General features: G+C 46.1%; 15 protein-coding genes. 4 read left to right on the plus strand and 11 right to left on the minus strand.

Features of this window, described 5'->3' with window-relative positions:
- Nucleotides 1-59: 59 nt before the first annotated feature.
- The 5 genes from ED312_RS13570 to ED312_RS13590 all read right to left on the minus strand — a co-directional run bounded on the left by ED312_RS13570 (nucleotide 60) and on the right by ED312_RS13590 (nucleotide 8,848).
- Nucleotides 60-1,226, minus strand: coding sequence for a glycoside hydrolase family 76 protein (locus tag ED312_RS13570; protein ID WP_123216558.1), 1,167 nt, complete (start codon nucleotides 1,224-1,226; stop codon nucleotides 60-62).
- A gap of 12 nt (nucleotides 1,227-1,238) precedes the next feature.
- Entirely contained in the window at nucleotides 1,239-2,369 is a 1,131-nt protein-coding gene (locus ED312_RS13575) for a SusE domain-containing protein (protein ID WP_170164517.1), read from the minus strand.
- 132 nt (nucleotides 2,370-2,501) lie between these two features.
- Nucleotides 2,502-4,130 carry a RagB/SusD family nutrient uptake outer membrane protein gene (locus tag ED312_RS13580; RefSeq protein ID WP_123216560.1) on the minus strand — a complete coding sequence of 543 codons (1,629 nt, stop codon included), beginning with the start codon at nucleotides 4,128-4,130 and terminating at the stop codon, nucleotides 2,502-2,504.
- Nucleotides 4,131-4,141: 11 nt separating this feature from the next.
- Nucleotides 4,142-7,537: a TonB-dependent receptor gene (locus ED312_RS13585; protein ID WP_123216561.1), complete on the minus strand. Its 3,396-nt coding sequence runs from the start codon at nucleotides 7,535-7,537 to the stop codon at nucleotides 4,142-4,144.
- A 177-nt stretch (nucleotides 7,538-7,714) separates the two neighbouring features.
- On the minus strand, nucleotides 7,715-8,848 hold the full coding sequence (locus ED312_RS13590) for a FecR family protein (RefSeq protein WP_123216562.1): 1,134 nt from the start codon (nucleotides 8,846-8,848) through the stop codon (nucleotides 7,715-7,717).
- Between the two features lie 126 nt (nucleotides 8,849-8,974).
- Here ED312_RS13590 and ED312_RS13595 point away from each other — a divergent pair, with 126 nt between their 5' ends.
- Complete coding sequence (locus ED312_RS13595; protein ID WP_123216563.1) at nucleotides 8,975-9,571, plus strand: RNA polymerase sigma factor; 597 nt, start codon at nucleotides 8,975-8,977, stop codon at nucleotides 9,569-9,571.
- On the opposite strand, the gene ED312_RS13600 is transcribed toward ED312_RS13595, so the two are convergent.
- Together ED312_RS13600 and ED312_RS13605 are read right to left on the minus strand one after the other, a co-directional pair.
- Nucleotides 9,552-10,223, minus strand: a complete 672-nt coding sequence (locus ED312_RS13600) for a GDSL-type esterase/lipase family protein (RefSeq protein WP_123216564.1) — start codon at nucleotides 10,221-10,223, stop codon at nucleotides 9,552-9,554. The two genes, ED312_RS13595 and ED312_RS13600, sit on opposite strands and share 20 nt — an antisense overlap.
- 22 nt (nucleotides 10,224-10,245) lie before the next feature.
- Nucleotides 10,246-11,553 (minus strand): Gfo/Idh/MocA family protein, encoded by a 1,308-nt coding sequence (locus tag ED312_RS13605; protein WP_123216565.1) that lies wholly within the window; start codon nucleotides 11,551-11,553, stop codon nucleotides 10,246-10,248.
- Nucleotides 11,554-11,831: 278 nt separating this feature from the next.
- Between ED312_RS13605 and ED312_RS13610 the strand changes: the two genes are divergently transcribed.
- Together ED312_RS13610 and ED312_RS13615 are read left to right on the plus strand one after the other, a co-directional pair.
- On the plus strand, nucleotides 11,832-12,314 hold the full coding sequence (locus tag ED312_RS13610) for a MarR family winged helix-turn-helix transcriptional regulator (protein WP_240643102.1): 483 nt from the start codon (nucleotides 11,832-11,834) through the stop codon (nucleotides 12,312-12,314).
- Complete coding sequence (locus ED312_RS13615) at nucleotides 12,311-12,547, plus strand: YgjV family protein (RefSeq protein WP_123216567.1); 237 nt, start codon at nucleotides 12,311-12,313, stop codon at nucleotides 12,545-12,547. Before ED312_RS13610 ends, ED312_RS13615 begins: the two co-directional genes overlap by 4 nt.
- 98 nt (nucleotides 12,548-12,645) lie before the next feature.
- Here the strand turns inward: ED312_RS13615 and ED312_RS13620 are convergent, their stop codons facing one another.
- The 4 genes from ED312_RS13620 to ED312_RS13635 all read right to left on the minus strand — a co-directional run bounded on the left by ED312_RS13620 (nucleotide 12,646) and on the right by ED312_RS13635 (nucleotide 21,901).
- Nucleotides 12,646-15,021, minus strand: a complete 2,376-nt coding sequence (locus tag ED312_RS13620) for a glycoside hydrolase family 127 protein (RefSeq protein ID WP_123216568.1) — start codon at nucleotides 15,019-15,021, stop codon at nucleotides 12,646-12,648.
- Between the two features lie 59 nt (nucleotides 15,022-15,080).
- Complete coding sequence (locus ED312_RS13625) at nucleotides 15,081-17,063, minus strand: alpha-L-arabinofuranosidase C-terminal domain-containing protein (protein WP_123216569.1); 1,983 nt, start codon at nucleotides 17,061-17,063, stop codon at nucleotides 15,081-15,083.
- Between the two features lie 52 nt (nucleotides 17,064-17,115).
- On the minus strand, nucleotides 17,116-18,744 hold the full coding sequence (locus ED312_RS13630; RefSeq protein ID WP_123216570.1) for a RagB/SusD family nutrient uptake outer membrane protein: 1,629 nt from the start codon (nucleotides 18,742-18,744) through the stop codon (nucleotides 17,116-17,118).
- Between the two features lie 124 nt (nucleotides 18,745-18,868).
- Entirely contained in the window at nucleotides 18,869-21,901 is a 3,033-nt protein-coding gene (locus ED312_RS13635) for a SusC/RagA family TonB-linked outer membrane protein (RefSeq protein ID WP_206363257.1), read from the minus strand.
- Between the two features lie 568 nt (nucleotides 21,902-22,469).
- Here ED312_RS13635 and ED312_RS13640 point away from each other — a divergent pair.
- On the plus strand, nucleotides 22,470-23,393 hold the full coding sequence (locus tag ED312_RS13640; RefSeq protein WP_123216572.1) for a hypothetical protein: 924 nt from the start codon (nucleotides 22,470-22,472) through the stop codon (nucleotides 23,391-23,393).
- Nucleotides 23,394-23,846 lie beyond the last annotated feature (453 nt).

The raw sequence follows: 23,846 nt of genomic DNA on the forward strand, positions 1-23,846 counted from the left end.
TCAGAGACAAATATTATAGTCTTCATCCCTGTTGTCATAACTGTTTCCCGATACCTTTCCTATTCCAGCATCCCTTCTTCATGCAGCTTTGCAGCCGCTTCCATAAGCATTACCCCGCTGAGTTGCGTAGAAAGATCCGTTCGGTCTCCCGGCATTTCTCTCCAGTTGGGCCCTGCAAGCATAGCCGGACGTTTTATTCCTTTTTGGTAAAACGTTTTAGCATTGAATTTCATGAAGTCCAGAAAAGACTTCCTGTCGCCATCGTTTAAGTCCGGCTGTTGAATAAGCAATGTAAAATAGCGGACCAGTATGCCTTTAAAAAGTCCGCCGTCTCCCTGTCCTTCGTCCCTTAACAACCCTTCGGTTGTAAGCTTGGGACTCGTCATCATAGACCGGGCGGTCTTTACTGCTTCCCGGAGGTACATCTGTTCCCCGGTCTCTTCATATAATTTAAGCCCGGCTCCTATGTATGTCCCTATATTATAGGTAAAGATCCAGTCTTTGTTGATCACTACTTCGCCATCTACCTCATTTATATTATCCCATACCAGGCCCGAAGCAGGGTCTACAAGTATATCTTTCTGCCATTGGTAAATATCTTTTGCCCATTGCAGGTTTTCCTCGTTTCCATCCACTTCAAAAAGCCGCATGGCCAGTATGGCCGCAGGGGCATTGGACGTGGCGTTTTTTCCGAGCGGTTCGTTGGATTTCCAGGTAATTCCGCCGCCGTACAGATCGCTCCAGCTTTTTTTGATCTCTTCCCAGACGAATTCGGCAACTTCTTTGAATTCCACGTCGCCCGTAGCGTTATATGCCCTCACACAAGAATTGCCCAACCATTGCATATCATCATTGAAATCGTTGGTATACGTACCGCCGTGCTTCGTTTTTATTCCCTGCACCAGGGCTTTCATACGGGGAACATAATTTTCGTCTCCCGTCCTCAGGTAACCATCTACCAGGACATCCAGCATATGGGAATTCCACCAGTAATGAAATGTGGTATTGCCCTGGTTGTCCTGTACAAAGGTCCCTTCGGTCCCCAGGTAGGTATTATAGGTTGCCGACTGTAACGAATCGGCAGTCTCTTTCCAGGTAAAACCTGCCTGTTCTTCATTGTCCGACGGATCCCGGAGCGGAATGGCTTCATCATCGCATGCCATGACAAAGGCCAGAGCTGCCATGACAAAGATAATATTTTGAAGTGATTTGTGCTTCCTCTTCATGTTTCTGTTTTTTTAGTCTGTTACGGTAACCTCATGGGTATAGTCTGTTACTTCGGCATTAAAAATTACCTCTACATTTACCGTATGCATATCTACGGCTTCGGCGAACTTAAAGCAGTTGTTCCAGCGGTCATCCGTAACGGATACCATATACCAGTACGATGCGGGGGTATTGCTATCGGGTCGTGAGTTATCATTATTCACACTGCCGTACCACTCTTCAAGGGTGTTGCCATCCTGTACGAGGGTCATGCGGAATTTGTATCGTTCGTCCCTTCCCCAGTCTTCCTGCTTAAATTCTATCATTTCGTCTACTGCCAGCCAGCTTCCGTTCCCTGCGTAGGGCAATTCAAATAAAAATTCCCCGAAAGGTGCAAACCATAATTCCATTTTCTCTACCCGGGCAACTTCTACGGAATTGTCATTGAGATCCAGCTTTATCCTGTATACGCCTTCTTCTCCGTCAAATGTTGCCGTACCGTTCTCCTCAAGTTTGTCACCTTCAATAAAATAAGTATTCGGCGTCCCGGTCTTTGCATCGGTAAACTGATAAGATCCGGAATTGAGGGCTGCGTATATCTCATATGTTGCCGTTCCCGTTTTTTTCAGGCCGGTAGCGGCAGCAAGGTCCTCTCCTCCTTCGGTAGCCGTTCCGGTAAGGAAAAGCTGCTCCGGTATATATACTTCTTCCGGACGCTCGAGTTCTATGGTCCTGGACACATCAGATTCAACGATATCCAAGCCCCTGGAAGAGTGGACCGTCCATTTGAGCTTTCCCGTAGCATCTGCTTCTATCCCGGCCATAGCTGCTATTGCAGTAAGATCTTCATAGGATAAGGTCAATGTATTCTGAAAGCCTTTTCCTTCGGAAGTTGTGACATAAACGGGGTTCGAGAAATCTCCTTCTGCAGTATCGAAAAGTACATCATAAAGGACCACCCCGTTGTCTTCTGATTTGGCTGCTTCCCATTCGAAAAAGACGGAACCTTTTCCTTCCAGTCTTACCAAAAGATCATCTTCCGGAGCATACAGGGCATTTACAGCGGACACTTTTACGTCCGGAAGTTTATCGTCGTCGCTACAGCCTGTAACGCTAAATACTATGAGCGCCAGGAAAGCCAGTTTGGTGAATATTGTTTTCATCTGGTTATTTTTATCGTTTTTTATTGGTCGACCGAAACCTTTAATGTCCAATGATATTTTAAACATCCGGGTTCTGTCAGACTATTTTTGATATTCGGTTGATCGCTGTTTTTCTGTGGTCGTTTCCCTTCGTTACCAATTGGGGTTTTGTGAAAGGTTTCCATTGATAAGCCGTTCATCTCTCGGCACCGGCCAGAGGTAGTGCTTAGCAGGGTCGAAATGTCTTTGGTTGGCACGGATATACCCGTCATCGGGAGAAGCCGGGTCGAACTGTGCTCCGTGTGCCCATCCGTTGAGAACATCTTCGGCAATACGCCATCTGCGGATATCGAAAATACGCAGTCCCTCCATGCCGAGTTCTACCCGGCGTTCATTCCGGATCACCTGTCTCAGGGCATTCTGCCCGAGTGCACTGTTAAATTCCAGCGCGGCATTTTCCTCAAAACCGGCACGTGTCCGTAATGCTCCTATGGTCTTGTTCCAGGTATCCTGATTCATTTGGCCCTGTTCGTTTTTGGCTTCGGCATACATTAACAGTACATCCGCATAGCGGATGAGCATGAGATTAAGGCCCGACCTCAACGATGAAAGGTGAGTAGGATCGAAATATTTCCGGGTATAATACCCCGTGGGACTTGCAGAAGAGCCGGACACGTATTCATCGGGACTATCTCCTTCTGACGAACCGGGCTCAATATAAATAGTGTGACTTCCGCCGCCCGGTTCTTTCCACTCATAACCGTGGTATACCACCGTGTAAGTAAGTCTCGGGTCCCTGTTCTCATACGGATTTTCTTCATCGTAACCGGAACCGCTTTCCTCTATAGCCTTACCGTTCAGCATCCGGTAACTATCCACCAGTTCCTGCGTAGGCGCAAGGGCATTAAGCCTGGCACCGGCGGAAAGGGGTGCCATGTCAAAGAATTCTCCCCAGGTACGGTATTCGGGTACATACTGCAGACTGAGAATATCTTCGCTACTATACTGGTTTTCGGGCAGGAACAGTCCTTCGTAAGAAGGAAACAGGTCATAACTGCCATATTCGCCACCGTTTATGATGGCCTCACAGACCGTTACCACTTCTTCCCAACGTCCTTCGTACAGCAATACTCTTGCTTTTAATGCCATAGCCGCACCGCGGGTGATCCTTCCCCGGTCTGCTTCAGGATATTCCGTATTGGAGGGTAATACACCGGCGGCGGCGTCCAGTTCAGCCAGAATAAATGCAAGGACCTCGGAACGGGGTGTTCTGCTTATCGTCTGGGCTTCTTCGAGTGTAAGATCTTTGGAAACCAAGGGTATGTCCCCGAACCAGGTCATCAATTGAAAGTGCTGAAATGCCCTGATAAACCGGGCTTCGGCCTTGAACCTGTTCCGCAGGCTTTCCTCCATGTCTTCTACCCTGTCTATATTTTCCAGGAGAAGGTTACAACTTTTTATACCTGCATAACGATCGTTCCATTCGCTCTTTATCCTTCCCAGGGAAGGGTCATACGTACCGGCCGCCAGGGAAGCGGCACCTTCATTATCTCCCCTGCCGTTAAAGGCATTGTCAGAAAGGGCTTCGTTATAGAAAAACCGGCTGCTGGTATATAGCTGTGAATATGCCGTATTGAGCATGCTTTCGGCCCTCGCCGCGCTTGTCCAGTAATTCTGGTCCGTAAACTCATCTTCAGGAACCAGTTCGAGGTCCTCACAGCTTGTCATGAACAACAGTAATACTGCGAGATACTTTATTTTATGTCGGATTATTTTTCTCATCGCTCTGATTTTTAAAAACTGATATCTATACCAAGTCCGTAATACACCAGCGTAGGATAGGCCCTTCCGCTGTTAGCCCCCGAATTTTCCAGCCTGTTGTTAAATTCGGAAAGTTCGGGATCCACGAATTTCACCTTGGACAGCGTAAAGAGGTTTTGGCCGGAAAAATATACACGATAACTCTTCATCCCGAGTTTTTCCGCAATTTCTGCAGGCAGGGTGTATCCTATCTGAAGGTTTTTCAGGCGAAGGTAAGCACCGTCATACAGGTACATATCGGACCCGCGACGGAAGTTATTGGTGTTGGAGGGAGAGCCGTTATTGGCAAGTCTCGGATACCTGGCATCCGTATTCTGTGGTGTCCAGTAATCCAGTTGATGCGTGTACATGGTCATACCGTAATTGTAATGAAACGGTTCTACCAGTTCGCCACGTATCATCATGGTCCTTTTCCCTACTCCCTGGAGGAAAATACTAAGGTCAAGGTTCTTAAAGCCGAGATTATAGGTAAATCCGTACGTATACCTGGGGAAAGGGTTCCCGAAGACAAATTTATCGTCATCGTCAATAACCCCGTCACTATTTACATCCACATAACGGTTATCTCCGGGCACAACAGTAAGCCCTTCCGGGACCGCTGCCCCGGATATTTCTTCGTAATTCTGAAAATATCCGTCCCTTTTAAGTCCCACATACGAATTAAAAGGCAGCCCTTCTCTCAGTAATACCTGTAATTCCTCTACCTGTGTCAGTATCTCTTTACCCTGAAAGTCAAGTACCTTATTTTTGGAATCCCCGATATTGAAAGTAACACTGTGGCGGAAGAGTTCTCCATAGTGCCGGTAGGTGGCACTTACTTCCCAACCGCGGTTTCCTACTTTCCCGGCGTTGAAATCGGGAAGGTCCGTACCGTACACACCGGGTACTGCCGGAGCTACCAGTATGTCTGAAGTTACCTTGTCGAAATAATCAAAAGAAAGGCTGAGGGCACCTTCCAGAAAATCCATGTCCACCCCTGCATTGAAGGTCGCAGCCCTTTCCCATTGAATATCGGGGTTCGCAAAGTTAAATCCTGCCCCTCCCACGGCATTGTTATTAAAGCCATAAGCATTGGAGAATGTGAAATAAGTGGTCTGGTACTGGTAATTCCCCACATTCTGATTACCGAGAATCCCGTAAGAGGCCCTCAATTTGATATTCCCGAAGTTATCCCGGTATCCCTGCATAAAGTCTTCGCGGGTAACCTGATATCCCAGTGTCATGGACGGGAAAAACCCCCAGCGTTTTTCCTTCCGGAATTTGGACGAACCGTCATAACGAAAACTGAATTCGGCAAAATATTTATGGTCGTAATTATACGACGCACGCCCGAAAAGGGAGTTCAGGCTGTTTTTCGCAGATTGGTCGTTAGAGTTATACGAATCGGTGTCGACAATGACGGTTTCGCCTGTAGGTGTCCCCAGGTCAGGGTCGGTATAGCGTTTGAGGATACGGGATTTTCTGTCGGAATGATTTTCATTGGAAACTCCCAGCAAAACATTCACATCGTGCAAATCAGCAAAAACCTTGGTATACTCGGCTATAAACTGCGTATTGAGATCGAGGCTTTTATAACTCTCGTCATTGGTTTCGCGGGTAGCTCCGTAAATACCGGCAGGTACAAAATCCACTTCTTTCGTACGGCTGAACAGGTTATTGGAATACAACCGTCCTCCGAACACTCCCCGGAGTTTGAAATTATCGGTTATCCGTAATTCTGCACTGATATTCCCGAAAACGTCATCGTTATCATATTTCCGGAAGCCCCCCTGTTCCAGTATTCCGAGCGGATTGAATTCGCGGAGAACATCATTGATCAGGTAATTTCCTTCCTCGTCTTTCTGCCGGTAGTAAAGAGGTACCCGGAAAGCATCTACCATAAGTGTACCGGTGCTGGAAGAATGGTCTGTAATTTTCTGTTTGGTATAGGCGAGCGTGGAAGTAAGTTTAAACTTCCCGTAGTCATTGGTCAGGTTGATCCGGTAGTTATATCTTTCCATTCCCTTGGAAGGCCCTACGAAATTGCTTCTTTGGTCCATATATCCCAGGGATACGAGATATGTGGAATTTTCATTTCCACCGGATACTGATACATTGTGATTCTGCTGCAGTGCAGGCTTTATAATTTCGTCGGCAAACCATTCTTCATCGCCGTTTTCCCGGAACTGCCGTATCTGTTCGGCCGTAAAGACTGCCGAAGTTTCATTAGAGTTCAGTGCGGCTTCGTTTCGCAACATAGCGTTTTCATAACCGTGTACCGGCCTCGTAAAATAATGAGGGACATTATAACCGACCAACCCGTTATAGGTGACGGTCAGGGGGGATTCTTTACTCCCTTTTTTAGTGGTTATAAGCACCACCCCGTTACTTGCCCTGGAACCGTAAATAGCTGCACTCCCCGCATCCTTTAATACGGAAATGCTTTCAATATCCGCAGGATTGAGGGCATTGATGTCTCCGCCGACTATTCCGTCTATAACTACAAGGGGGCTGTTATCCCCGAACGTACTTACACCGCGTACATTGAGATTAAGTCCTGCTCCGGGCTCGGAATTTGTCTGCTGTATTACCAGGGCGGGGGATTTTCCTTGCAGGGCCTGTGTGGTATTCACGGACGAACGCCCCTGGAAAGCTTCATCCGCTACCTGGTCTACCGCACCTACTACCTGCGACCTGCGTTGTGTTCCGTACCCTATCACCACCACTTCGTCCAACATTGCCGCATCTTCATTTAAGGTAACGGCTATGGACGTCCTGCCGTCCACCGGGATCTCCAGCGACTTGAATCCTATATATGAAATAACGAGTACGGCATTTTCATCTTTTACCGCAATGGAAAAATTACCGTCAAAGTCCGATTGCGTTCCGTTATCCGTTCCTTTTTCCAGGATACTGGCTCCTAAAAGGGGAACGCCCTCCGCATCTGTGACGGTCCCGCTTACCTGTACGGGGTCCTGTTCCGTACTTTCCGGATCTTTTCTTTCCGGGGACGTTGATTTTTTTCCGGGAACAGGCCTGAGTATAATATGGGTTCCCCTTATTCTGTAACCGATAAGTATATCGGCAAACAAACGGTCCAATACCGTCTCTATGGCACCTTTTTCCACTTTTAAGGTGACCTTTCTTTCCAGGTCTACATGCCTGGTCTTATAAATAAAACGATAGTCCGTGGTAGATTCTATATGGTCTATCACATGGCGTACTGTCATGTGTTCCGCGTCCAGGGTTATCCTGTTCTTCTGCGAATAGCCGTTGTTGGCATGTAATCCGCACAGGACAACCAAAAAAAACAGTACCGTAAGCCTCATCTTTAAGTCAAATTTAAACAAAGGGAATATTCTCCTCCGTTCATTCGGATGATTTTTCATACATTTAAACGTTTGGTTGTGGTTACTCTATTTTTTTAGTTTGATCACACATCACAGGACCGGGAAATGAGCCACCATTTTCCGGTTCCCTGTTTTATTGAAGTGCTGCAGTATCGGTTCTTACTTCATGCGAAATGGTTTTATACGGGTTAAACAATAGATGGATCGATATTTCTATCAACGGATAAAGACCTTATTGTCCTTGATCTCGAAATTGATCTTATGTACATCGCTGAAAAAACTCAATACACTGTCTATGGGTACTTCATTGAAAGAAGCATTAAACAATTCTTTCCCCAGTGATACGTTGGTATTCTCTATTTCCACATTATAATGGCGCTCCAGTTTTTTCAGGATATCGTCAAAAGGCATACTGCGGAAAACAAGTTCGCCGTTCATCCATGCCGTATAAATATTGACAGGTACTTCGGTTACGCTTATGGTTTTGCCCGTATGGTATAGTGTCCCCTTATTTCCCGGGGCCAGTACGGTGGCCGGCGACGAATCGTTTTCCTGTAATGACATAGCTACGGCACCTTCCAGCAGAACAACATCGGTAACCTCATCTTCGGGATAGACGGACACATTGAATTTTGTACCCAGAACTCTTACATCCAGTTCTTCCGCAGTGACAATAAAAGGATGTTCCCTGTCTTTGCTGACTTCAAAAAAAGCTTCTCCTCTCAGGGATACGGTCCTCGGGTGTTGTTTTGAAAAACGAACCGGGTATGTTAATTCCGTACCGGCATTAAGGTGCACTACCGTACCGTCGGAAAGTTTCACACTAAAACGTTTCCCGTACGGTATTTTGATGGTATTGTACTCTTCTTCTTTCTCAGGTCCATCAGAAGTGTAACTAAGTAAGTCCTGCTGCTGAACGGCCACCACATTACCGGTTACACCTGTTAATTGTCCGCTTTGGGAAGGATCTATAGTCCGGGTCTTCCCGTTACCCAGGTCTATGGTAATAAGTTCATTTTTGGGGACCAGTCCTCCCCGGTCCTCACGGGAAGGAAAATACCGGTTGAACCAGAAAACGAGCCCCAGCAATACGATCACGGCGGCGGCGTATTTCAGTATGCCGGGGAATAGTTTTCTCACAGGCCGTTGTTTATGTGATATCTCCCGCACAACCCTGCCAAAAGCAGTGTCCGTATCATTCTTCTGCATTGCCAGGTTCAGATCGTGATCATCACGTATATGCTCCTCCAGGACCTTCCTGTTCTCGGGATTTTTTAACAACTCATAAAGCTGTTCTTTTTCCTCTTCGGTAATTGTCCCTGTAAGTAATTTGGTGACAAGGTTTTTCAATGCTGTTAAATTTTATCTTGTATCCCTAATGCTTTAAATAATTAAAAAACCCTTAAAAGAATTAATTTTTTTTTAATATTTACAGCATATAATTATCAACATGCCGGAAAATTAATACAAGTACCCATGAATGAGTCAGAAGCGGTCAGAGCGTTAAAAGAAGACGACAAAGCAGCTTTCGGATATTTGTTCCGGTGCTATTACGATCGTCTGGTGGCATACATCACTACCTATTCGCAGGATAAAGTCTTGTCAGAAGACATTGTACAGCAGGCTTTTATTAATTTATGGGAAGACCGCATGAAACTGGACCCGGAACGATCCCCGAAAAATTATCTCTACACTATAGCCCGAAACCGGTATATTGACAGCGTTAAGAAAGAGAAGAAATACAATAAGTTACTGGATGAGTTATGGGAGAAGGCCTTGCAGGAACGAACTGCCGAAGACAGCGAGCAACTGGAAAGAAGGGCGGAACGAATAAAAAAGGTCATGGAATCCCTGCCTCCCAAATGCCGGGAAATCATACGGCTCAATAAAATGGAGGGAATAAAATACAAGGATATCGCCGTACAAATGGATATTTCCGTAAAGACCGTAGAGTCACAGATGCGGATTGCCTTCCAAAAAATCCGGGAGGCATTTAAGGACGATCACCTGGTTATTTTTATAATGAGCAGGATATTCCGCAAAAAACGGGGATCTACTTCAGAAAAGGTGTAATCTGTTCCGCCCAGACCCCGTAACCCTCGTCGGTCATATGAATACCGTCGGCAATAAAAAGCTCGGGGCGGGGTTTACCGCTGTCATTTAGCATGGAGGGCCAGACATCGATGAAGTAAAGTTGTTCTTTCCTGTTACAATACTTTTCCGCCCAACGGTTAAAAGCCCGGTATCTCTTTTTTCTCCCCATTCTCTCCCTGTCCAATGAAGGCTTTACGGATATAATATAGACTTCCGTTCCCGGAGTACGCCTTCGAACAGCCCGAAGTAATTTCTTAAAATCCCTTTTTACCTGTCCTACCCTTTTGCCCCAGGCTATATCATTATCTCCCTCGTACAGGAACAATCTTTTTATGGCGTGCCGGAAAACGAGTTCATCTGCATAATAAAGCACGTCGCTCATCTGCGACCCTCCGAAGCCGCGGTTCAGAAACCTGTAACCGGGAAAATAAGCATCCATATCCGTCCACATCCGCACCGAGGAACTGCCTACGACCAGGGCGTCGTAATCATTTATGTTCAGCGTATCGTCCTGCCGGCCGAAAGCTTCGATATCTGCCCTGAAACGCCTTGCATCCTGGCCGAAGGAAAACATCGCGGCACATAAAAAGACAAATAATACGCTATGGTCCGCACCTGCAACTTTTTTCATTTTTTATTATGGTATATTGGTATTACAGGGCGGGAATGGCATATCCGTTGTGATAGGAAGCGGTAATCAGCTTATCGGCCTCCCCGTCGTGAAAATTCTTTTTGGCTTCGTCCCAGTAGATCTTCTTACCGGTTCGGTAGGCTATATTCCCCATTTGAGAGAATACAGCTATATGTGCCCCTGCTTCTACGGGGCAGTTCAGCAGAGATTTATCTCTTTTCTGAACAGCTTCGATAAAATTAGCTGCGTGCAGATCCAGGCCATCGTCCACTTTTTTCTGAAACGGTACGGCTTCCATACGGTCTTTTTCCGGGATGACTTCCCAACCATCGCGGTTGACAACCAAGGTTCCTTTATTACCGATAAAAGCCACTCCATGGTTGCGGCCGTAGGGGCCGCCGTCTATACCATTGGCATGTTCCCACTGTACGTTAAAATCGTCGAATTCGAATACGGTGGTAAGTGTATCCGGAGTTTCGGCAGCATCATCCGGATATGCAAATTTCCCGCCGGAGGCCATAATGGATTTCGGTGTGGTGGCTTTCATTCCCAGCAGGGCATAATCAAGCATATGCACGCCCCAGTCCGTCATGAGGCCTCCCGCGTAATCCCAGAACCAGCGGAACTCGAAATGAAAACGGTTAGGGTTAAAAGGCCTTTTCTCCGCAGGCCCCAGCCAGCTGTCATAATCTACTCCGTCCGGTACGGGACTATCGGGTTTTACGGGAATACTCTTCATCCAGCCCTGGTAAGCCCAGGCCTTTACCAGGCGTATTTCTCCCAGTTTCCCGGAATGAACAAAACCTACCGCATCCCGAAAATGTTTCTGGCTGCGCTGCCACTGTCCTACCTGTACAATACGATCATATTTCCGGCCGGCTTTTACCATAGCTTCGCATTCGGTGATGGAATTTCCGAGCGGCTTCTCTACATAAACATCCTTGCCCGCAGCACAGGCGTCTATCATTTGCAGGCAATGCCAGTGGTCCGGCGTGCCGATCACTACGGCATCCACATCTTTAGACGCCAGCAAATCTTTATAATTGCCATACCCCTTAACTTTTATTCCCCGGCCGGCCAGTTCTTTTATCCGCTTGTCCAGGACATTTTTATCTACATCACATAGTGCGGTACACTCGGTATCCGGATGCTTCAGGATGGCATTGAGATCGGCCCAGCCCATTCCGTTGATGCCTATGGCTCCTATTCTTATCTTTTTCTTCGGCTTATCCGTAATCATGGAAAATGCGGAAGGCATTGTAGTGCCTATACCTACTGCCGCAGTAAACGCGGCTGATGTCCGTATAAAATTTCTTCTGGTGTTTTTCATTAAGATCGGTTTATTGTTGAACGGGAAGATACTCTTTAAAAAGTATCCTCATTTTTATTTTTAAAAAATCCGAAAGGAAAACTAAATATAAAATGTAATAAACACAAATGTAAATTACATTATTAACAAATATAGAAAACATTATAGTATAACTGACAATATGAGTGGGTTATAACATTTATCGGTTTTCATCGCTAATTTTCTTTTCAAATACGTAACCGGTTACTTTTTTTTATACATTTGCGTAACCAGTTACATATTTTACATATTATGATATTATGGATGATTTTTTAATTGAAATAGAATATGCGGGGCTGCACAGCCGTATTAAACGATTAAGTGATGCCCTCTTATACAGCACGAGAGACTTTTACAAATCGGAAGGGCTGGACATTGAGCCGAACTGGAACCTGGTTTTCCTGCTACTGCAAAAGCAGGGCACAATGACCATAACCGAAATATCGGAAAAGTTACAATTCTCGCATCCGGCAGTTGTAAAGATCATCAATAAAATGAAGAAAAAAGGGTATATAGACACACAAACGGATGAAGAGGATTCGCGGAAACAACTGCTCAGTCTCTCGCAAAAGGCCCTGGACAAACTTCCGGTCTTCGAAATGTACTGGGAAGCGGGTATAAAGACGACAAAAGACCTCCTGGACGACAGCCCGGATTTTGTGGAACAGCTGAAGAATATCGAGGAAAAATTAAACAGGGAAAACTATAAAGAAAGGACTTTGAGAAACCTTACAAATAAATGACTGAAATAATAGGATATATAGCTATTGGCACCGGTTTTTTTGCCATAACTAAAAAGGATATGCGGACTTTCCGCGTGTGGCACCTCTTATCCAACCTGGTTTATATTGCCTATGGGGTATTACTGGAAGCCATTCCCATTATGATTGCGGGTGTCGTTTTTTCCGTAATACATATTTTCCACCTTCGAAAATTATACTGGCCGCACAGGCAGGTCCACAAGAATATGAGATAACGGTCCAACTCCGGATCGGTAGTCACAAAAAAGGGCCCGCATCATCATATATACCGGGCCCCGGTAAAAAACATTCCAAGAGACTGTCTAAAAATCAGTTATTCTTTTAACAAGCGGATATGGTAGATTCCTGCAGTCCTTGAATTTTTATGCGCCACAAATTTTACCTTAATATAATTTCCTTCTGCAACTTTGAGGAATTCTGCGGGGATGCGGTAATCTTCTTCGTAAAAAGTATCTCCTCCGGAACCATCCTGTTTTACGGTAGTAAGTAAATTTCCGTTCACCATAATATCAAACTCCCGGTCCCGGTCTCCCCCGAAATAAGTTATTCGTAAAACTTTCCCTTCCTTTCGCACATTGTTCAGTTCATATCCAAACCATGCAGCCGAATCTCTCCAGAAACTCCCGCGGTTCATCCCGGTGTTGGTTTCTTTGCCCTGAAAATGGTGTTCTGTTTCGGGTTGCTGTTCTCCTGTGGCCACCTGGTCAACAGTCCTTTCTTCAAGCTCCAGGTGTTTTTTCTCCTTCTCCCTTATAACATCAAGTTTTTGTCTGAGTTCGTCTTTTTCTACTACCGGCCAGTATATCATATACCGCGCATTATGTATGGTGTAAAACGGAACCAGTTCCATATCTTTATATTTCCCCGGATAGATCAAACCGGAAGTTGTGAAAGTCATCGGTTTTTCTGCTGACGGACTCACTTTAACGGAAGGGTCTTCATTATCTTCTGCCACTATCAGCGGTGCCTCGTCCAAGGGGTAAAGTTTGCCATTGGCCACATGCCCCATCCTGCTGTCATCGGCAAATAAGCCATCCAGGTCGGTAGTATCTGTTACCGCGGCCAGTACTATAGGTCCGTGTACAAATGAAGCCCAGCGCGAAGTACCCGTCTTTTCGGCTTCCAGATATTCCGTAGTGGTGTGCATCGGCAGCCCTACGGAAACTTTATCACCGTTCTTCCAGTTCCGGTCTATGGCTACATACCCGGAAACGCCGGGCCGTATTTTCTGTTCCTTTCCATTGACTTTTATCGAAAATGCTCCCTGCTCTACCCAACCCGGATGACGTACATATAACTTAAACCGGGTGGGTTTCTTCAATTGTAAGGTGATCTGTGATCCTTCTTCGTCCGGGAACTTTGTCTGCTGGGCCAGTTTGAGTCCTTTTTCCTTCCAGTTCAGTGACGAAGGGATAAAGAGATTAACATAAATATCCGGGCCGTTATGCGCATATATCAGCTCTCCGTATTTTCCGTGGTTTTCCAGCCCGGAGCCCACACAGCACCAGAATCCCTCCTGCGGTTGGGAATATACCCGGTAATGCCTGGGGCGCATCGGGGTAAAATAGACGAAACCGCCTTCGGGGTTTTGGGATGAAAGGATGTGATTATACAATGCCCTTTCAAAATAATCGATATATTTTCTTTGGGGACGGGACAGGAAAAGCATTTTGGTAAGCCGTAGCATGTTATAGGTATTACAGGTCTCCGGTCCCTGGTTGGATGCTATCATATCCGAAAAATCCCCTACGGGATGAAAATGTTCGCGTACGCTGTTCCCCCCGATGGATACACTGCGGTCTTCCACGACCGTATTCCAGAAAAAGTCGGAAGCCTCTGCCCAATCGGCATTATTACCGAGTTCTGCAATACGCTCAAAACCTATGACTTTGGGAATTTGCGTGTTGGCGTGAAGTCCGGTTAACTCATCTTTTTGATGCAGCAGGGGTTCCAGTATTTTCCGGTGTGAAAATTTTTCTGCGAGCACAAGGTATTTTTTATCCCCGGTAATTTCCGATACGTCGGCCAGGACTTCATTCATCCCGCCGTGTTCACTTATCAGAAGCTCCTGTATCTGTTCGTCGGAAAGGCCCGAAGTAATATCTACAAGCCAGTCGGAAAGTTTTACCAGTATTTCTTTTGCTTTCGGGTTACCGGCAATTTCAAAGGCATCACGCAAGCCTGCAAACAATTTGTGAATATTGTACAGCGGCACCCATTTACCGTTAAGCGAGAAACTTGCCGCTTCTATTTTCCCGCGGGCAATTTCCTTCCACATTTCATTTCCGCCGGGAATGCCCCCGACATACCCGTTACCATTGGCTTCCTGGCACTCTTCCAGTTCATCGAGCATATAGACCAGCCTCTTTTTCAGTTCTCCGTTCCCTGTAGATGCATACATCAGGGCCAAAGCGGAGAGATAATGCCCTCCTATATGGCCGTCCAGACCGGTATTTTCCCAGTTGCCATACCGTTCTGCTTTTGGTTCCAGCCCGGCATCCATGCGAAAGGGGGCCAGCAATCTATCTGCATCCAGTTCCAGGATATATTGCAAATCGGTTTGCTGTGCCCGGTAAAACGGACCGGGAGCAAGCTCTACCTCGGAAAGTGGAAAACTTCGGAGGGATTGTCCCCGCCCTACGGTAACAAATAAAATGCCCAGTGCCAAGAGGCCATATCTTAATTTCATTCTTCAGGTTTTATAGACAATGTAACAATCTCTTATTTTGATCAAAGATAATTTATCCTTCATAGCTTAATTCGTATCACACTCAGCGAATGTGCGGGGGCCGGGTAAGTGAAAGTTTCATTTACACGGAGAGACCGTGTTTCCGGGACTACGGTTTCCGGAGCTTCGAAGGTATTTTCAGCCACAGGGTTCCCGGTGAGGAGAATACATTCTGCTTCTGCTTTTGAAATATCCAACCCGGAAAGGTTGATATCCGCCCCGAGCTCCCCTTCTTCCCCGTTTACTATTTTTATGATAATGTCCCCCGTTTCGGAATCCTTTACGCCCGATACTACAAATGCCTTCTTGTCTTTGCCCCTGCCGGAAGGGGATACCAGCCCGGGATCGTAAATATCTCCCCGGTTTACGGAAAACAGTTGCTGGACATAATAGTTTACCGTCCGTAATACTTTATCACCGGTAAAATAGATGAGATTCGGGTTCCATTGGGTATGTCCCACACGTCCGAAAAGGGGTGCGTAGGAGCTGAACCGGACAATATCGCCATTGCGTTCCAGGTGTGTCATATACGCGGCTTCGGCCAGTGCAGACCGCAGGGTATTCTTACGATCGGTATCATGAGCGGCAAACTCCCCGAGATAAATGTCCGCCGGAACAGTACGGTCGTACTTATCATAGCGTTCCCGATTATTCCAGAACCATTCGGGTTTTTCGTAATAGTGTTCATCTACCAGGGCGACATTTTCTCTTTTGGCGAATTCCCATCCTTTTTCATAGTCCTCCCCGGAGTGACTTGGTCCGGAAGTTCCCACGACAATAATTTCCGGATGTTTTTCCCTGATGGCATCGTGTATCATTTTAAATCGTTCTTCAAAGCCGGGGGTTATTTTATCTTCGTTGCCTATACCTATATATTCCAGGTTAAAAGGTTGCGGGTGCCCTGCCTCAGCGCGTTTGGCACCCCAGGTTGAAGTTACGGGGCCGTTGGCATATTCTATAAGGTCCAGGACATCCCGGATATAATCTTGCATGTCTTCCAGGGGCATCGCTTTCTGCCCTATACTTCCTATACGCCAGGTCCCTCCTGAATTCTGGCAGCTCACCGCTGCAGCCAATACCGGTAACGGTTTCGCCCCTATATCTTCACAGAACTGAAAGTATTCGAAATATCCCAATCCCGCCGTCTGGTGATACCCCCATATATTCTTTTGAGGAACCCGTTCTTCCACAGGTCCGATGGTGTTTTTCCAGCGATACATATTCTCCAGTCCGTCTCCGTGTACCAGGCAACCTCCGGGAAAGCGTACAAATGCCGGTCTCATATCGGCTATTACCCGGGCGAGATCGGCACGAAGCCCGTTAGCACGCCCTTTGAAGGTATTTTCCGGGAAAAGTGATACCATATCCAGGGCTATTTTCCCCTTTCCCTTTGCGACAACTGCCAGGTAAGCGCTGTCCGTACTTTGTGTGACGGCAATCCGGGCCTCATATTTTTTCCAATCCGTACTTTCGGCTGTCCATGTGGTATGTCCGTATACTTTTCCTTCCTTGTCCCTTAATTCCACTCTTAAGGGAACCGCACTTTCGGAAAACAGGCGGGACCATACGGAAAAATTGTAGTTTTCTCCCTCTTTCAGCACCATACCGTCAAAACCCGAATTAGCCAGGCCGAGCCCTCCTTTCCCCTGTCCTTCATCTTCAATGTTCAATACGGTATAATGCGGATTATTTTCGTTTAAAGGCTCCGAAGTCTCTACCGTTAAGGTCCCATAGGCAAAATCTTCGGCAAGATATTTCCATGCCGTGAGAGAGTGCCATCCTTTTCTATCGGAAGGATTGTACTCGAACGAACGGTTCTGAACCATTTCGGCATACAATCCGCCATCGGCAGCATAATTAATATCTTCAAAAAATATCCCGAACAGATCCGGACTGATAGGTTTTTCTTTACTATTTTTTACCGGCACATCCTGCGCATGAGTAGCTACTGTTACAAAGCAGCTTACGGTATACAGAAAAACAAATTTCAAATAATATTTCATGATGATAAAGGAGTAATTATTACACAAAACGGATTCGCATGAGTCCGCCGGATTAATAACCCGGATTCTGTTCCAGATTCCCGTTTTTATTCAGTTCCACCTGGGGGATGGGGAACAGCGTGCGATAGCTATCGCTTGCATCGTGGGAAAACCAGGACTTCGTGGTAAATACGCCAAAGCGTATCATATCCTGACGGCGGCGTGCTTCTTCAAAAAACTCATAACCGAGTTCATCCAGGAATCTGCCGTACTGAATATCGGCCCCTCCTTCGGAGGTGGTCTGGTGCACGTCCCTCCTGCCATAATCATAGGAACTTCCCCCGGCCAGTTCCGCTCCCGTAACGGTAGCTTTTTCGGGGGCTTCCCGGAAACTCCTTTCCCTGACCCGGTTTACCAGGACAGCGGCTTCATCTGCCCTTCCGGTTCGGAGCAGGCATTCGGCTTTCATCATAAGTACATCGGCATACCTGAAAAACGGAAATGCATTGTTAAGTATGGCAGAAGCCCCCATGGCGTATTCGAATTTCCCGAGACGAAGACCATGGTTAGCCTCTGTAGTATCTATGGCCGGAAGTACATTAACCAGGTTGAGCACCTGTCCCTTTTGTTCTCCGTTCTCTACCAGCAGTGTATCTCCGCCTGCAGCGCGTTGCACCCCCTTGATCCAGTTCTGCCGATAGCGGGCATCATCCGGATCGAAGGTATTTATGAACTGGGGTATGGCACAGATCCCTCCCCAGGGAGAATTCTGCAGGTTATAGGTCCGTTGCATTTCCTGCGGCAATGTCTGCATATGATGGTCAAAGGCATTCCAGTCGTCCCCGAACTGATCCAGGAACTTATCGTTGTAAATAAAGGCCCAGATGATCTCGGTAGACTGCCAGTTATCGGTAGCAAATACGCTCTTCTGATCAAACTCCAGGTCGTACAATCCTGCTCCCGTGATCGCATCACATTCCGCCATACATTCCTCCCACATCGGGGTGCCGGTATATACTTCAGCATTCAGATACATCTTGGCCAGTAAGGTACGGGCTACCCATTCATTCATTCTGGTAGAGGGAAACTGAATATTATCTTCCCGGATATTCTCCATATTTTCCTTTAGTTCGCGTATAATAAAATCGAATACTTCTTTTCTCGTGTTCTGCACGGGAAGAAAATCATCCGGCACGTCAAAATCGGTGACTATAGGTGTATTTCCGTACATATCGCACAATACCCAGTAGTACGTTGCCCGAAGTACGCGAAGTTCCGCCAGTGTGCTTTCCCTGAATTCCCCTACCGGGACCAGATCGTTCTCCACCTGGTAGATCACACGGTTACAGGTAGTGATCCCTTTGTATGCCCTTTGCCAGCAGGAGGTAACGATGGCATCCTCAGAAGTCCATCTATGGGTATGAAATCTGCGGTATCCGCCATCATCCACCCATCCCCAGGGACGTTTGGGGATCACGAGTTGGTCCGTGGATATTTCCTGAGCCCAGAAATAACTCTGCCACTTGTTGAACAATTCCCGCCAGGGGATATAAGCCGAAGCGATAAGGGAATTCACATCGTCTTCGAAAGCATTGAATTCATCGCTTATAATGGTATCGAAATTCTGGTCTTTGAGATCGGTACATCCTGTTAACGCAAAAATTAATAACAGGATAGTCATATGAGTTTTTATTGTTTTCATCGGTTCCTTTTTTGATACGGAATGCCTTTGTTTTTCCAAAATGTTCTACTTTCTCTTATAGCTTCCGTTTCCGTGATACTTACTTATGTGTTAAAAAACTACGCTTCTCTGCGAACAGCGAAGGTTAAAAGCTCACATTAATACCCAGGGTGAATGTCCTCGTAGTAGGGTACTTATCCCTGTTATCTATACCGGGTGACAAACCGGACCAGTCGACTTCCGGATCTATCCCCTTGTATTTTGTAATAACAAAAGTGTTCAGGGTAGAGACATATACTCTTGCAGAGCGTATAAGATCTCCACCGATATCTTTAAAGTTATAGCCCAGGGTAATATTGTCTATCTTCCAGAAGTCCCCGTCTTCTACATAATAGCTGTTAAATTCGAGGGGGACATTTTTATTGAGAACCGCTTTTCCGTAAATATTGTCATAAGCGGAACGAAGTCGGTTATACCGGTCATCCCCGGTATTCTCATAGTACATTCTCTGGAAATTAATGATCTGAAAATCGAATGACCCACGCATGGTAATCCCGAGGTCCCAGTTCTTATAACGAAAACTATTATTCCAACCGCCATGGTATTTGGGTATGCCATTACCTATCACCTGCTTGTCCTCAAACCCGCGGTTAAAATCATCGTATTCCACCCTGTCCCCGTTGGCATCTTCATATATCCAGTACCCGTCATCCGAGATATCCACTACGTTATACCCGTGAAAATCCCCCAGTTGTTTTCCTATTTCCACGATGTGCGTATGGGTCTGAATCGGCACGCCCGTACTACCTGCGGTAAAATAGTTGGATTCCAGCTGATAAAGGTCATTGGAAAGGCTTACCAGCTTGTTGGAGTTGGTGGAAAAAAGCAATTGGGTAGTCCAGGTGAAATCATCTGTTTTTACCGGGATAGCCGATATGTCCAGTTCCAGCCCTTTGTTTTCCATAATTCCCACATTGGCCCTGGTTACCGTATGGATATTGGGTGGACTGGGAACCTGGTAATCGTACAGCAGACCGTCTATCTTCCGGTTATAATAATCCAGTGCCCCGTACAATCTGCCATTGAAAAAACTGTAATCCAGACCTATATTATATTCCTTCTTTTCTTCCCAACGCAAGTAAGGGTTAGGGTTTTGGTTTGGCGAAAGCGAACGTATCCAATCGCCATTGATATAAAAGTAATCGGCATAATCGAGGGTTGCAGGGCCCAGGAAAAGATCTTGTGGTTGATTCCCGGTAACGCCGTACCCTGCCCTGATCTTGAGATTGTCTATGAAATCCACATTTTTCATAAAAGACTCTTCATTGATCCTCCATCCGAGGGATATCGCGGGGAAGGTTCCCCAGGGGTCCTTGGTCTTGTATAACTGGCTGGCCGCTTCATAACGTACACTCGCCATAAGCAGGTATTTATCTTTGTAGTTATATGTGGCCCTTCCGAAAAAACTGATCAGGTTGGTCTCGCTCCGGTCACTACCTTGTTCGGCACTGCCTTCCGCCAGGGCCTTGCCCTGCTCTATATTGGCATATCCGAAAATATCCGTAGGGAAATCCCAGTTCTGCATAAATGAAGAGAAGAATTCGTTTTCCTGATAACCATACCCGCCGAGAACGGAAAAATTATGATCCCCGATAGCTTTTTTATATTCTCCGGTAAGTTCTATAAAGCGATATATATTTTCCTCGTTACCAATAGAGGCGTAACCATTTCTTCCGTCCCTGGTAGTACTGATATGCTGCTTGGTCTCCGCATAGCCGCGCGACTGGTTATACTTGTCATACGTCATATTTGCCGCCAGACGGACTTCTTCTACGGGCATAAAGGTAACCCGGGCATTGTACCTGGTGTACTGGCTCTTGTTACGGCCATCGCTCTCGTATAACCTTGCCAGGGGGTTGTCATAATCAAAAATCCCTTCCTGAAACCAGTTCCCGTTTTCGTCACGGGTGGGGGATGTGGGGTTTTGTATGGTTATCTGCCGGTATGTCCAGTTGTTGAAACCAACACCATCGCCGGTAGTTGTATAGGAATTCTGCCTTCCTATAATTCCCAGGTTGAACTTCAGTTTGCCGTCAAACATATTGTGTTCCACATCTACCCTGCCATTAAAGGTCTCATTGTCTGACTTGCGCATAATACCATCGAACCCGCGATAATTCAGATTGAAAAGGTAATTGGTCTCCGAATTCCCTCCGCGGAACGTAAGGTTATGAACCTGTGAAAACGGGGTTTGTGTCGCTTCTTTAAACCAATCTGTGTCATGGCCATTGTCCCAGGAGCCCGCACGGGTGCCTTCTTCTATCTGCCTTCTGTAATCGTTTGCGGAGAGCATGTCCGGTTTACGTGCAATTTGCTGGGTACTTAATTGCACGCTATAGTCCAGTGTATTCATCTGCCCGTCCTTAAATCCTTTCGTGGTAATAATGACTACCCCGTTGCTACCCCGAACCCCGTAAATAGCGGCAGCAGAACCGTCCTTCAGCACATCGACGGATTCTATATCTTCGGGGGCAACCGTATTGAGGTCTCCCGGTATACCGTCTATCAGCACCAGCGGGGCCTCGTTAGCTCCCAGAATAGTAGTATTTCCGCGAAGGGAAATTTTTACGCCCTGAGTGGGGTCACCACTCGGGGCGGCCACCGTAAGCCCGGCAACTTTACCCTGCAGCAGTTGCCCAGCATCCCTGACCGGGGCCTGTACAAAATTTTCGGATTTGACCGAAGCTACGGCACTGGTTACATCTGCCTTTCGCTGTGTCCCGTAACCCACTACGACGACTTCGTCCAGCTGGGCCAGGTCCTCTTCCAGTTCCACATCTATAACATCCTGGTTATTTACCGGAACTTCAACTGTCCGGAAACCGATAAATGAAAATTCCAGTACGGCACTTTCCGGATTATCCACTGCCAATTCGTAATTACCGTCGAAATCGGTGACAGTGCCTTTAGAAGTTCCCTTTATCATTACCGTTGCGCCGGGAAGGGGCTGACCATCGGTGGCCGAAACAACTTTTCCCGAAACGTTCAGAAAAATTCCGGAGGGCATACCGGTCTTGATGTTCTCCGCGTAAAGTGAAGCGCACAGATAGCCACAAAACAGCATACACAGAAGTCTGCGAAGTACTCTCCTCTCCTTTTTAGTGTCTGGTCCTCTCATAATACGATAAAGTTTTGGTCGTCGGATATTTCGAAGCATAGTGTGTTACTTTTTCGAAAAATTCCTTGGCTAATCGATTATAAATGTAAATAAAACATTTATTAAAACAAAATTAAATGTAATTTTCACACTATATAAAAATCAAAAAAAGATTTTTACTGCCGGAAAATTAATAATCACACAATCACAGCAAAACTGTTTTTAAGACTTTTGAGTTATATACATAGATGCTATTTGTATTAATCTCATAAACAAATGTTTAAATATCCGTATGTGCTGTAAAATGGATGGGCATTTTAAAAGGTGTCTTCCTTTGTGCATCTTAGCGTATTCTCTGTGAGTCCTCTGTGTAACAGCCTATTTCCGTAATATTATTACACAAAGATTCATAAGCAGGCACAAAGTTACACAGAGAATTATATAGAAATTAAGAGTATAACTCGATAAGACTTCAGTCTTACCTCATTACTGCCGGACAGACAGAGAATCCCTGGTTTTCGGGATTGTTTTCCTCTTCTAACATACCTATTTTTGGTGTATAGATTATACCCAAAGACGATTTCCGGTTATGAAAACATTTTATTTTTTAATAGTCCTGGTTATATCTGCAGGATGTAATTCCAAAGAAGGAAAAACAAACGGAAAGCTGTTTCCCAAACCTGCCACCGAACTGGTTCTGACACTTCGCCCGGATACAACCCGGGTCCTGGACACTGCCCGGGTTACTGCGGAGATCAAAGGTTTGCTACGCCTTACGGACCGGTATTCAACCTTTGAGGAAAGCTCCCGTAACATTGAAAGTATGGTACGGGGAGACAGTCTCCTTATCTTAACCATTACACCGCCGGTTAATGGTGATCATCTCAGTAATATGAAAAAAGTCTTATCTGAAATAACTTCTTCTCCATCTCACCTGGCTTCCTCAGACACACAGATAAAGATAACCGAAACAGACCGGGAACTCCTGCAACTGCTGTCCTTAGAAGAAAATGAAGTCTATGATCTGCAGCCGGACTTCAGCCGGGCGGACTGGGCTTATGTTAAAAATGAGATTCCTTCGCCGCTGGGCGGAACGCCCTCTGTTTATATAACTACCTATATCCGTTATCCTCTTAAAGAAAAAGCTCCGCAGCTTTATTACAGCTATGCGTTTGACCAGGAAAATAACGGATTATCGAAAAGTGTAGCCAGCCTTATGAAAACATTAGGACCATCGGAAGTCTCTTATTCCATAACTTCCGAGGCTCCCCGGTTGACGGCATTATGGGATAGCATTCGTAAGAATCACCGGCTACAGATCCTGGAAGATTACCTGCAACTTTCCTGGGAACAGGTTGACTTCGGACGTACCTATGTTTCGCCTCTCACATCTTCCGATACCATTATTAAGGTAAGTATTGATAAGCTCATCCAAAAGACACCCCCTCACCTCTTTCATCTTCTTATCGCCCCTTCGCTTTCAGGATCGGTAAGTAGTTATTATTTCAAATAAGAATTCCCCAATGTTCGTTAAAAATGAATATGCGTTCTTTACATTCCTTGTACCTCATAGCTTTCCATCCTTTTTTATGACGTGACGATTTGAATTGTATGAATGGCACTTCGCTTACTGCTTCACCGGGTACGACAGATGTTCAAAACTCCGCCTATCTTCAGAAGACCGGAGTACGCATCATAAGCGTATTTCTTTTCCATACACTCCTGTACCCGGACCCTTAGAAAAACGCTCCGTTTCTTTCCGCTTCTAAGCCCGGAAAACAGTCATTTAAGGGGTTGTGTTTACACCGAACCAGGGCCGGTATGCGGCTTACCTGTTTCCTTTAGCGGCTAACCGGGTTGCTTATGATATCATATACAACTGCTTTAACCACTGACCGGGTTACGTTGACCGCTTAAGGGAATGGGGACGAAGTCGTAAGGGATCCTGTTTACGGCATACATAGTT

The organism is Sinomicrobium pectinilyticum (assembly GCF_003725735.1).
GTDB classification, from domain to species: domain Bacteria; phylum Bacteroidota; class Bacteroidia; order Flavobacteriales; family Flavobacteriaceae; genus Sinomicrobium; species Sinomicrobium pectinilyticum.